Source organism: Nitrospira sp. T9, assembly GCF_052156535.1.
Classification (GTDB): Bacteria; Nitrospirota; Nitrospiria; order Nitrospirales; family UBA8639; genus Nitrospira_E.
On the sequence record NZ_JBQKUP010000015.1, the window covers coordinates 23,839 to 35,191 of the forward strand.

Annotated in this window: 10 protein-coding genes and 1 tRNA gene; 9 read left to right on the plus strand and 2 right to left on the minus strand. The window is 48.7% G+C overall.

All coding sequences use genetic code 11. The annotated features are described in order from the left end of the window. Window positions 1-4: 4 nt before the first annotated feature. Genes ACTRXD_RS00635 through queA form a run of 3 tightly spaced genes read left to right on the plus strand, consistent with a single transcriptional unit; the run spans window position 5 to window position 2,513 of the window. Complete coding sequence (locus ACTRXD_RS00635; protein WP_442429954.1) at window positions 5-244, plus strand: DUF2905 domain-containing protein; 240 nt, start codon at window positions 5-7, stop codon at window positions 242-244. A gap of 21 nt (window positions 245-265) precedes the next feature. Next, window positions 266-1,462, plus strand: a complete 1,197-nt coding sequence (locus ACTRXD_RS00640) for a SpoIID/LytB domain-containing protein (protein WP_442429955.1) — start codon at window positions 266-268, stop codon at window positions 1,460-1,462. 28 nt (window positions 1,463-1,490) lie between these two features. Next, window positions 1,491-2,513 (plus strand): tRNA preQ1(34) S-adenosylmethionine ribosyltransferase-isomerase QueA, encoded by a 1,023-nt coding sequence (gene queA / locus ACTRXD_RS00645; protein WP_442429956.1) that lies wholly within the window; start codon window positions 1,491-1,493, stop codon window positions 2,511-2,513. 186 nt (window positions 2,514-2,699) lie between these two features. Here the strand turns inward: queA and ACTRXD_RS00650 are convergent, their stop codons facing one another. Further along, a complete protein-coding gene (locus ACTRXD_RS00650) occupies window positions 2,700-3,401 on the minus strand; it encodes a SurA N-terminal domain-containing protein (protein WP_442429957.1) in 702 nt (233 codons plus the stop codon). A 334-nt stretch (window positions 3,402-3,735) separates the two neighbouring features. Between ACTRXD_RS00650 and gltX the strand changes: the two genes are divergently transcribed. The 3 genes from gltX (at window position 3,736) to ACTRXD_RS00665 (ending at window position 5,889) form a co-directional block, all read left to right on the plus strand. Further along, window positions 3,736-5,166: a glutamate--tRNA ligase gene (gltX, locus tag ACTRXD_RS00655; RefSeq protein WP_442429958.1), complete on the plus strand. Its 1,431-nt coding sequence runs from the start codon at window positions 3,736-3,738 to the stop codon at window positions 5,164-5,166. 57 nt (window positions 5,167-5,223) lie between these two features. Further along, window positions 5,224-5,297 (plus strand) — tRNA-Gln (locus tag ACTRXD_RS00660). 316 nt (window positions 5,298-5,613) lie between these two features. After that, window positions 5,614-5,889, plus strand: a complete 276-nt coding sequence (locus ACTRXD_RS00665) for a hypothetical protein (RefSeq protein ID WP_442429959.1) — start codon at window positions 5,614-5,616, stop codon at window positions 5,887-5,889. 212 nt (window positions 5,890-6,101) lie between these two features. Here ACTRXD_RS00665 and ACTRXD_RS00670 read toward each other — a convergent pair whose 3' ends face one another. Beyond that, window positions 6,102-6,785, minus strand: coding sequence for a Tll0287-like domain-containing protein (locus tag ACTRXD_RS00670; RefSeq protein WP_442429960.1), 684 nt, complete (start codon window positions 6,783-6,785; stop codon window positions 6,102-6,104). 1,474 nt (window positions 6,786-8,259) lie between these two features. Between ACTRXD_RS00670 and ACTRXD_RS00675 the strand changes: the two genes are divergently transcribed. The 3 genes from ACTRXD_RS00675 (at window position 8,260) to ACTRXD_RS00685 (ending at window position 11,144) form a co-directional block, all read left to right on the plus strand. Next, window positions 8,260-8,637, plus strand: coding sequence for a hypothetical protein (locus ACTRXD_RS00675; protein ID WP_442429961.1), 378 nt, complete (start codon window positions 8,260-8,262; stop codon window positions 8,635-8,637). Window positions 8,638-8,663: 26 nt separating this feature from the next. Next, window positions 8,664-10,550 carry an FG-GAP-like repeat-containing protein gene (locus tag ACTRXD_RS00680; RefSeq protein WP_442429962.1) on the plus strand — a complete coding sequence of 629 codons (1,887 nt, stop codon included), beginning with the start codon at window positions 8,664-8,666 and terminating at the stop codon, window positions 10,548-10,550. A gap of 339 nt (window positions 10,551-10,889) precedes the next feature. Beyond that, window positions 10,890-11,144 carry a hypothetical protein gene (locus ACTRXD_RS00685; protein WP_442429963.1) on the plus strand — a complete coding sequence of 85 codons (255 nt, stop codon included), beginning with the start codon at window positions 10,890-10,892 and terminating at the stop codon, window positions 11,142-11,144. Window positions 11,145-11,353: the final 209 nt, after the last annotated feature.

Genomic DNA, 11,353 nt, shown 5'->3' on the forward strand with positions numbered 1-11,353 from the left:
CGACATGATGAGTGGAGTGGGAAAAGCCCTGATACTGCTGGGGACTATCCTCCTGGTGTTGGGGGGAATATTTTGGGCCTTGGGGAAATGGTCAGACGGTGAGGGCGGCTTGGGCTGGCTTGGCCGGTTACCCGGTGATTTTATAATCAAGCGGGATCATGTGACGTTTTACTTTCCTCTTGCGACCAGTCTCATTCTCAGTGTGGTCGGAAGTGTGATCTTCTATCTTTTCTTCCGGCGGTAGGCAAGAGGGTAGGGAAGAGTTATGGCATGTGTGACACATCGCTTGGGCCTGGGTCTACTCCTTGTCAGTTGGGTGATGTTGCATTCGCCGGTCATTTGGGCGGATGAACCGGCTGTTCGCGTGGGTCTTGCACAGGCTGCTCAAGTTCTTTCCATTCAATCTGCGGATCCCTTTTCCCTCCTCCTGCCTTCCGGGAAAAGATTTCATGCTTCAGGTCAAGTAACTATTCGAAGGCAAGGCGCTGGCCTTCTTCTCAATGACCGTGTCGTGACTGAGCCGAGTCTGCGGGTTGAGGGATCGGGAGGCATCTATCAGGTAGGAGTGGAAACGAAAAACGAAAAGGCTGCGCTCAGGAATTCACGGCCAGAATGGGTGGTTCGCGGCCCGCTTGAAATTCGATTGGACCCCTCCGGATTAACCTTGATTAATTGGGTTGATCTTGAATCGTATGTCGCAGGGGTGGTTTCGGGTGAAGTCGGGGCCAAGTGGCCATTGGAGGCTCTGAAAGCTCAAGCCGTTGCTGCCAGAACCTATGTGTTGTACAAAAAAGTTGAAAACCAATTGCAATCCTTCGATGTAGTCGCCGGCGTGCAAGATCAAGTCTATCATGGCCATTCCGTACAAGCTGAATCCGTGCTTCAGGCCGTTGAAGCCACCAGAGGTCAAGTGGTGACGTATGAAAATCGCCCCATCTTTGCAGCCTATTCGTCGACGGCGGCTGGTCCCACTGAGGATGCGTTGTATGTGTGGGCACTGGATCTTCCCTATCTCAAAGGTGTCGACTGCCCGTTTGACGAGCAAGCTCCACGATATGATTGGCGTACATCATTTACCTTCGACTTTCTTGAGCAGCAACTGCTCAAAGAGGGATATGACGTTGGTAACATCGCGACCTTTACGCCCTATACCTTTACGCCATCGGGTCGGGTTGATCGTGTGCGTCTGCTCCATTCTCGTGGAGAAATTATTCTGCGTGGGCAGGACTTGCGACGAGTGGTCGGATACTCAAAAATTTTCAGCACCCAATTTTCCATCGAATCATTGGGTCAGGATGTGGTCGTGGTGGGTCATGGGGCGGGACATGCGGTAGGAATGTGCCAGTGGGGTATGCGCGAGATGGCCGAGTTAGGGTATGACTACCAATCGATTATCCGACATTATTACCCCCACACGATACTTCTTCCTATGGACCGTGTACTCCTCACGGCTGTCGACTAATTCTTTTACTTTCTTTTCTTGCCTGGGCATGGATCTTTCCCAATTCAACTTTCCCTTTGACCAGACCCTGGTCGCCAAATATCCGGTTCATCCACGCGATCATGCCAGATTATTGGTGCTGACCCGATCTACTGGAGATATTAACGATCGGCAAGTCAAAGACCTCCCAAGTTTATTACGACCGGGGGATTTGCTCGTGGTGAACAATACCAAAGTCATTCCGGCTCGCCTCTGGGCGAAGAAGGTCCCAAGTGGGGGCCGGGTGGAATTGCTGTTTGTTAAAGAAATCGGTACAGATCATGCGGAAGTCCTCATTCAGGGAAAAGTTGGAGTCGGACAGATTGTGGAATGTGAAGGGTCTGCCCGCGCGCAGGTCGTGGAAAAAGAGCCTGGTCGAACGGTGATTCATTGGCTTGGCCCGGGTGCATTACGGACATGGTTACTGTCCCATGGAGAAATCCCCCTTCCTCCGTACTTGAAACGGCAACCCGTTTCACGCGATCAAGAAGATTATCAAACCGTCTTTGCCAAAGTAGAAGGGGCTATTGCCGCGCCAACAGCCGGATTGCATTTTACGCCACAATTGATCACGCAACTGGCAGAGAAGGGAATCGGGACGGCCACGGTTACCCTGCACGTTGGACCTGGAACTTTCCAACCGGTCAAGACAACGAACATCGCACGCCACATCATGCATCCGGAATGGTTCGAGGTGTCAGAGGAGACCGCTGAGAGGATTCGTGAGGTTCGGAAGCGAGGCGGGAGAATTGTCGCTGTCGGGACGACCGTGGCACGAAGTCTTGAGTCCGCTCTAGATGACACCGGCGAGCTCAGGCCCTGTTCAGGAGAGACCCGCCTCTTTATCCTGCCGGGATTCAAGTTCCGGGTCCTTGATGGGCTCCTGACTAATTTTCATTTTCCCGAAACGACTCTCTTGATGTTAGTTGCGGCATTTGCGGGATTAGAGGAGGTCAGGAATGCCTATGTCCATGCAGTGTGTGAACGCTACCGGTTCTATAGTTATGGGGATGCCATGCTTATTCTTGAATAATGGCGTTGGCGGAAATAGAGAAAAATCCGGAAGTCTTTTCTCTGCAAAGACTATTTTACGTAGGGCCAAGGTCTCAGGTTATGAAAACATGAAGGAGGAGTCTGTGCCTACGGATAGCTTCCAAGGGTGGCTCAGTGGGGGACTCCATACAGATGAGATTGTCAGGAGAAGGCCGGAGACTCTTTCTTACAGCAGTTCCTCGTGAATCGTCACGTCTCCACGAGCTCGAAGAGCCGTCTGGAAGGCCTGCATGGCTCGCTGTTTCTTTTGCATGAGGAATTGAAGGCGAATCTGTTCTAAAACGTTGAGGTCAGGTTCTGCCCCATCAAGCGTTTGGCGGTCAGCGAGTTCTTTGACTTCTTTCATTTCCGTCGGGGTGAGTGTTGTGGCTTCAGAGACAAGGAGTCTCGCCTTTTCCGCCAGCAATTCGTTCCGGCGTTGCTCCTCATATTGATGAGGTTTCATCCGGTTCGCCGCCAGAAGTCGCTGGTAATATTCCGTATCGAAGACGCCATCTTTTTGAAAGTCTTTTTGGTTCACAATCGCATCGTGGAGTTCTTGAGCCGAGACCGCTAAATTCATTTCATCCGCCAGTAATTGCCAGGATTTTGTAGTGATCAAACCCTCGAGAGCGAGTTGCTTAATGGTCTCTTCTTTTACGTCTTCTTGTTTGAGTTGGTCGCGATAGAATCGGAAATAGCCTTGCTTCGTCCGGAGATATTCATCCTTGGTGACTTTATAGGGGCCGACGGTTGCCACGGCGTTTCCTTGAGTGGACTCGTACCCATACCAACCCATGCCGATGACAAAAGTGACAGCGATGCCCAGGATGAGTAACTTGAGAATCCAGGGATATTTAGCGGAACCCTCGCGTATAATTCGAATCATGCGTCCTGCCTCCTCAGAATTTCTTTGATGACCATGATGAAATTTTAAGGGCCGGTAACGGGAAAGGCAAGTGAGGAGGCCGTACCAATTCAGTTCTTTACATCGGTAAGGCGGCATGGTAAAGCAACAGGCCGGAGAATGAAAAATATGACTTGGTAGGTCATCCTTCATGCCGTATGAAGATGCCACGGAATAGGCTGTCCTTGATTCTAAGGGGAATGGGGCGTGGAGAGGCGATGATGGCGCCATGAGAAATCAATTTCACCTATCCGGAGCGGCCTCTTTCAATATGGGCGTGGGTGGTCAAGAGCAAGAGAAAGATCGGTGAAAACACATGAGTGAGGTTCGAGTTCGCTTTGCGCCAAGTCCGACTGGATTCCTCCATATTGGCGGGGTGCGGACAGCGTTGTTTAATTGGTTATTTGCGCGTCATGGGGGTGGAACCTTTATCCTCCGTATTGAGGACACCGATCGGGATCGGTCCACGGATGATGCTATTCAGGTCATTCTGGATGGCTTGAAATGGACAGGGTTGAATTGGGATGAAGGGCCTTTCCGCCAAACCGACCGCTTAGAGCTGTATCGTGACCGGGCGATGGATCTCTTGAATCGAAAGCTGGCCTACTGGTGCGTCTGTACGCCTGAGGAATTAGAGACGAGACGAAAAGAAGCCCAGGCGAAGGGCGAATCCATCAAATATGACGGGCGGTGTCGAAATCGAGGTATTGCCGACCCTGCCGAACCGGCGGCGCTTCGCTTTCTAACCCCGCAAGAGGGGCAGACAGTCGTCAATGATCTCATTAAAGGCCAGATTGTGTTCGATAACACGGTCATGGACGATCTCATCATCCTCAGGTCCAATGGCTATCCCACCTATAATTTTTCGGTGGTGGTGGATGATGGACTTATGAACATTTCTCACGTCATTCGCGGGGATGATCATGTCAACAACACCCCGCGACAGGTCCCGCTCTTTTCCGCTCTGGGGTTTCCGGTGCCTCAGTTTGCTCACCTGCCCATGATTCTGGGGTCTGATAAAACGCGTCTGTCCAAACGTCATGGAGCCACATCGGTGTTGGCCTATAAAGAGATGGGGTATCTGCCGGAAGCGCTCATCAATTACCTTGTCCGTCTGGGATGGTCCCATGGAGATCAGGAAATTTTCTCAATTCAGGAAATGGTCGAGTTTTTCGATTTTAAACAGGTGCAGGCCTCGGCAGCTGTCTTTAATCCTGAAAAATTACGCTGGGTCAATGCGCAGTACATTAGAAACAGCGACCCTAAGCAGGTGGCCGACGCTCTCTTGCCTTTTTTGCAGAGCGCAGGCTATGGCCAGGCTGCCTTGTCTAAAATTCCTGGAGGAGCAGAGGCCTTGATCCCGCCCTTGCGAGAGCGATCGGAGACGTTATTGGACATTGTGCAAGGGGCTGTACCCTATCTGGCAGAGCCCATGACGATGGAGGAAGAGGCGGCGAACAAACATCTCACCGAGACGATCGCTCCCATTCTCAAGGAATTTGCCGATCTGATGGAGGTGGTTGAGGATTTTACCAAGGAGACTCTCGAGCCCATTCTTCATGGTCTTATTGAGCGTCATGGGCTCAAAATGGGCAAAGTGGCTCAACCCTTACGCGTGGCGTTGACAGGCCGGACAGTCAGTCCAGGCATTTATGAGGTGATGACGCTCCTAGGAAAAGAGCGGTCACTTCAACGCATTCGTGCCGGGGTTGAGCGAGCCAACACTGGCAAAAACCAGCCTTCCTGATTTGTCTTGCTCCTTCGCTTGACTGCTTCTGAACAGTGAATTAAGCTCAGACTAGGTTGGGGGATCGTCTAGCGGTAGGACGCCAGATTCTGGATCTGGCTGCCCAGGTTCGATCCCTGGTCCCCCAGCCAACTTTCTAAGATTCCACATTTCTTCCAGAAAATCCATCGGTATCAGGAATTAATCCATCCGGTTTTATCTTTAATGGACGGGTAGGCCGAGGTCCCCCTATTTTTGTCATTTTTTGAGTTCACTCAACCCACGGAGACGGAAAGCTTAGGATAGGAAGAACTGTTTCTGTCTGATTGTTGAACTGGTTAAGTAATCTTGAGAAAATTAAAGGGCAGAGGAAAATGTTCAACTCTGAATGACGCTTGAGTGTTCGGGGTCGGATGGGAAAAGACACCATGTCATATTACCAAGAATGATCATGTAAGAGGGAATGCCATGAATCTTCATCAACGCGGGACGGAGCTGATAAATGCATTAAAGGGCCATGTACTCGAGGTTCTTCATGGGCATCCGGATGCAGAGCTGGGAGGAATGGGAGTTTTTCAGGAAGAAATCGCCCGTCGGGCAGGGTTGCATAATATGGGCACAGGGGAATTGGACCACACTTGTGGTGAGATGCTGCGATTGCTTCACAAGGAAGCTAGGATTGAACTCGTGGATGAGGCTGAGCCGGATGAAAAGAGGAAGCGCTGGCGTTTGAACTCACGATAAGTTTTGGTTCGTTTCTTCAATTCTACACTTCATTTGATGAGGATTGTTTTTGAAAGGTCGCCAGGGGAAGGCGTGATCATTAACAGAACGTTTTTCTTGAAAATCTCCTGGATGGGATTTTACTCTTATTTGCTTTTTTCTCACAAAAATTGCACGAGGGCATCTTTCCTCTTATCAAAGAACGGCCTCTGTAAGTCTTTAGGAAATGGTCTCTAGGGAAGGGGTAATTTCACACTGATAGCCCCCGCTAACTCACCTTCCTTTCCCCCTTCTTTCTCGTAGCCAGATAGATCTCTTTCACCTTTGGGCCCCCCATGACAGATTAAGCAAGCTTTCTCATAGTAGAGTGGCAGCATGACCCGTACACTCTTTTCATCTTCAATGGTCTTACTGAAAACTTCATTCCGATCGCCAGGGGCAGAAGTTGCAAAGGTTTGCATCATTTCTCTTTCAAAGGCATCAGCTTTGTTTTTGGGGTTTCTTAAATAATGATCGGGCGCCGTCTGCTTTAAATAGACTTTTGACCAATTTTGGAAACGCCTGGCCGTTTCGGTGCCAAAGGTGGCGGGAATGAGCCCTTTGAATTTGACGCCTTCAAAGTTTATGACTGTTTGATAGCTTGCTACGGTTTTCTGACTTTCTTCTACGAGTCTAGTCAATAATGGCTTGGCTTGATCTGGAATTTGTGCATTCTGCAGGTTATGCAAATCGATTCCCATTCGTTCCTTGTATAAGGCAACCATCTGTTTCTCGAATACCTCCGGGGTAAAGCCCTTGTCACCTTTGCTTGCATCATTGATTAACGCTTGATTTTGGCCGATTGTCACTCGACCTGCATCCAATAATGTGGCCAAAAGCCGCCCAGTTTCCACGATGTCGGAAGTGGCATAGGCCATCACGGGGTTGATCCATACCCACCATATCATTAACGCACTGCATCTTCTCACCACTCGAAGGGACACCTGTTTCATACTGTCACTCCCTAATAAATAAGGATATCGCAAACTTCTTGTGACAACTTCCGGATTATTCTTTGAAACGTAAAATGTAAACAAGGAAAAATAAGGGCGCACGAAAAAAGCAATTTTGCCGTGAAGCTGAGAGGATGCTGCCTGAGACCTCCTTCACGCTAAGCGCCAAAGAATACAAGAACCTGAAAATCTGTTCAACTCAGAAAAGCAAGTGAGGAAAGCGGGAAGACGGAAACGCCGTAAATTTTTGCTAACCCATTTGGGGCATAAATAGGGAGCTCGCGGGGACTACAGCAATTCCCTATGATCTTACACGTGACGATTAATTAATAAATGAGCGTCATTGGGATATTCAGGAAAAACCTGCCAGGTACATATTCATGCAAGGAAGTATGATCGAAGTTCAGCATTGAATTTATGACCCGAATCAGTGGCAAAGGTCTATGATGTTCTGGCGATTCCGCCCCTAAACACATGAAAAGCTTATTTTTCGATTTCTATTCCTTGTTAATTTATCCACACCAAAATTTCCACGGTAAATATCCTCGAAGACCATGGGAAAAAGTCATGTGGCTAAATGTCCATCCATTCCTTAGAGATGCGCATCAGGCCTAAAGTTCAGAGAAAATATTGTCGATGAAAAATGCGAACCTTATTCATATGTATCCTACTATTCGTTGCCGTCCTCGGAATCAAACTGACCTAGGCGGTACTCCTTTTCATCCTCAGAAAGAGAACTCTTCTCTTTTTTGCAAATCCCTGACGAACAACAAAAAATGGTCCAATCAGAATGGAGCAATGGCAATTCAACCGCTCTCCTGTTTGAAGTCATTCATCCATCCCAACATAGGATTCACTCAATCTTGCCTCGAATTTTAAATGGCTAGCAGATAAAACATGCTGAATTTTCTATGGTTTTTGGGGGTCTCAATACCAATTGACCCGCTTTCGCTTGTTAAGAGAATGAAGAAGTGTTGCCTTCAAATGGTGTATTGGTAGTTTTTATTCCTCAAAATTGGAATCATAAGGCCGTGCAAATTTTGGACTTGCCTTCCCCTCATGAAAACAAGGGAATTCCAATTGGCCGAATCCGTTGCTTTAGGACTAAATTGGTGGCATCCACAAGCCTTGCACACATTCTTTCTATGGAGTGGTTGCCATTCTTGAGATATACTAATTTCCCTCGCTCAGGCATTCTATACATAACTACACACACAATGTGTCGGGAAAATGGCATACATTTTCAATGAAACATCATGTTGTATCTTCTTTAGTTGTCATGGACGAAAGGGAATAGTAGATTGAATGACAATCGCAGGCAGAATAACTTTTTTGATCGGCTTCCCCCCGAATTCTCTCTCAGAGAGAATTCATAGAACTGTTGAAAGGAGGAAATACAATGAAAATCATGATGCCGGTATCTGTCATGCTTTGGATAATGCTGATTAGTGTTCCACTCCTGAAAGCAGAGGTTATTGTTGAAACATCTGGCGGAGAAGAGGAAGGGATGTCTCCTAAACATCGAAAGGGAAAAGCTCGAGCAGGTAAGGCTCCAATGCGGATTGAAGAGCCGGATGGGACGCTACGACCTCTTCCTTCTGGCTCGATACCCGAGAGTCGTATGAGTACGGAGGGCTTACGGGATGTTCCGGATGAGGGGGGAGGAACAATGGTGAATGTGGAGGGCCGGTTTCAGTCAATTCTGAAGGTGCCTGACGGAGCGGACCATGCGATTCATCATCATGAACCTGGGGTCCTCGAGCCATTGAAACCCTGAAGATTGTTAGAAGTCTCTTTTCATCTATGAATAATTCTAAAGGCGCCAGACTGGGAGGCCCCTCTCCTTCTCAGTTACCGATGCCCTTCGGCCTCTGCGTGTCTGGATTTCTGGTTGTCTTATTCTTTGGCTGCTTTGGATCTTTGACCGAGACCTTTGGTGCTACCATTATTATTGTGAATAAAGATAGCCCCGGGGAAGGATTTAACGATCCTACGCCTTTTACCCCAGTGGGTGGAAATACGGCCACCACTCTTGGGCAGGCAAGGCTGAAAGCCTTTGAGTACGCGGCAAATATTTTAGCGCAGGTGCTGGTGAGCACGGTGGGCATTCGAGTCGATGCTCGAATTGATTCCTTAGGAGCAGGAATACTGGGATCGGCTGGTCCCAATACCGTGCATCGGAATTTCCCCAATGCTCCTGTGGCGAATACCTGGTATGTCCAATCCCTTGCCAATAAGCTTGCAGAACAGGACCTGGACCTTACTACCAGTGATATAAGTGCCACCTTCAGTGCAAATTTTACAAATTGGTATTTTGGGCTGGATGCCAATCCCCCATCTGGACAATTTGATTTTGTTACCGTGGTGCTTCATGAAATTATTCATGGCCTTGGTTTTTTGTCACTTGTGGATGTGCAAACCGGAGAGAAATTCCTAGGAACCAATGACGTTTTTATGCGTTGGTTGGAGCTTCATGGAGCCAGTCCGGCCAATTACCCCGATATGACCGATAGCCAAAGGCAATATGCGAATGTCGCGAGTCCAAATCTTCATTTTGTTGGTGTCAATCTTCAAGAGGCATCTGGGACCCTGACGGCTGGACGAACGAACACTCATGTTCAAATGTACGCTCCAAACCCGGTTCAATTTGGTTCATCAGTGTCTCATTTCACGAACACGATTAAGCCTGATCAGCTTATGGAGCCCGGAATAGCTTCCGGAAAGGCTATTCATAATCTCGGGCTATCTCAACCTCTTTTGCAAGATTTGGGATGGATCTTTGAGGCTGGCGTGAGTTTCCCAACTCGGAATGATGTCAACGGTGACGAGAAGGCAGACCTCGTCTGGCGCAACACGAGCACGTGGGCTGTCGCGATTTGGTTGATGAACGGTTCTACGATTGCTTCCTCCGGCTCACTGGGCGTGGTGTCGTCGAAGTGGCAGGTTGCCGGTACTGGAGATGTCAATGAGGACGGGAAGGCAGATGTCATCTGGCGCCACAGCGATACAGGAACGGTAGCGGTGTGGCAGATGAATGGTCTCACTGTCATGTCGGTGGGATTTCCGGGTAGTGCCTCTATGGATTGGCAAATCGCGAGTGTGGGTGATGTCAACGGCGACGGAAGGGCGGACGTCGTTTGGCGCAACACGAGTAGTGGGGAAGTGACGATTTGGTTAATGAACGGCTCCACGATTGCTTCCTCCGGCCATTTGGGCGCGGTACCGTTGGAGTGGCGAATATCCGGGACCGGAGATATGAATGCCGATGGAAAAGCGGATGTTATTTGGCGAAATGAACTGACTGGCGCAGTGGAAGTGTGGCTTATGGAAGGGCTCACGGTTCTTTCAGTAGGTTTCCCTGGAGAGCCTTCCACGGATTGGCAGATTGCAGGGGTGGGGGATGTGAATGATGACGGGATGGGGGACTTGGTTTGGCGTAAAACGAGTACCGGTGAGGTTGCAATTTGGTTGATGAATGGAGTGACTCTCAGTTCGCCGGGGTTTTTTGGCGTGGTGCCGCAGGGGTGGGAGATTGCTAGTATCAGTGATGTCAATGGGGATGGGCGCGCAGATATTATTTGGCGTAACAAGCAGACGGGTACGGTGGCGGTGTGGATGATGAATGGGCTCACCGTCATGTCTATTGGCTTTCCAGGCAGTACCTCAATCAATTGGGAAATCCAACATTAGGCAAGGTTTAAAAAGAAATCTACAACCTTTTGTTTTACACAACATATAGAAATGTGTCTAAATGGTTGCCTTCTAATGCATGCGAGTTGAAGTGCGAAACGCATGTGAGCGCATTTGCCGGGACTCTAAGGGGTAGTTTGTTTGGGATTAAGAGCACAGGTCGTGGTCTCAGTTATCACGCTGATGCTGGAATTTGCCTTTTCCTAATGGAAAGTTATTGTTTCCGGGTGTATTGCTTTTAAGCGGGCAAATGAATTCGAGCCATTTGTTGAAATTCGTCAAATTGGGAAGGCATGATCTGGTGATGCCAAACCTTTTCCCTTATATGTGAGCATGGATATGCTGACGGACAATGTGAAATGGTGGTGGGCAGCTATGCTTGGGGGCAGCTTCTTGCTTGCGATACCTGGGCATTCCGAGATTGGCGCTATCATAGGCGATGTGGTCGGACATTTTTTTTCTGCCCTGATCCTAGCCATTGTGCCGATACTGGGATATCGTCTGTTCTATGAACGGATTGGTGAAAAAGAAGTCACATATATCTTTGGTGCCGCCTGGATCTATCTTGTGTTTTCGCAATTGGTTGGATGGTAAGAGCCTACCTTCATAGGACCGAGTATGGTCATTCCCAAGGTTTTAAAGCATTATCTGCTACCCTCAACCACTACTGTCCGGTTAAGAATGAAATAAATTCAATTGGTTACAAGACCTCTCATCTTCACCATCGTTTTTGGTGTTGAGAAACTCCGGAGTTAAAGGGATTTTCTCGAATAGGGTCACGGAAAAAATCTGTAGTAATGTGT

Coding starts and splice junctions, on each gene's coding strand:
- ACTRXD_RS00635 (WP_442429954.1), top strand. CDS start 5: ATGATGAGTGGAGTGGGAAAAGCCCTGATACTGCTGGGGACTATCCTC.
- ACTRXD_RS00640 (WP_442429955.1), top strand. CDS start 266: ATGGCATGTGTGACACATCGCTTGGGCCTGGGTCTACTCCTTGTCAGT.
- queA (WP_442429956.1), top strand. CDS start 1,491: ATGGATCTTTCCCAATTCAACTTTCCCTTTGACCAGACCCTGGTCGCC.
- ACTRXD_RS00650 (WP_442429957.1), bottom strand. CDS start 3,401: ATGATTCGAATTATACGCGAGGGTTCCGCTAAATATCCCTGGATTCTC.
- gltX (WP_442429958.1), top strand. CDS start 3,736: ATGAGTGAGGTTCGAGTTCGCTTTGCGCCAAGTCCGACTGGATTCCTC.
- ACTRXD_RS00665 (WP_442429959.1), top strand. CDS start 5,614: ATGAATCTTCATCAACGCGGGACGGAGCTGATAAATGCATTAAAGGGC.
- ACTRXD_RS00670 (WP_442429960.1), bottom strand. CDS start 6,785: ATGGCCTATGCCACTTCCGACATCGTGGAAACTGGGCGGCTTTTGGCC.
- ACTRXD_RS00675 (WP_442429961.1), top strand. CDS start 8,260: ATGAAAATCATGATGCCGGTATCTGTCATGCTTTGGATAATGCTGATT.
- ACTRXD_RS00680 (WP_442429962.1), top strand. CDS start 8,664: ATGAATAATTCTAAAGGCGCCAGACTGGGAGGCCCCTCTCCTTCTCAG.
- ACTRXD_RS00685 (WP_442429963.1), top strand. CDS start 10,890: ATGCTGACGGACAATGTGAAATGGTGGTGGGCAGCTATGCTTGGGGGC.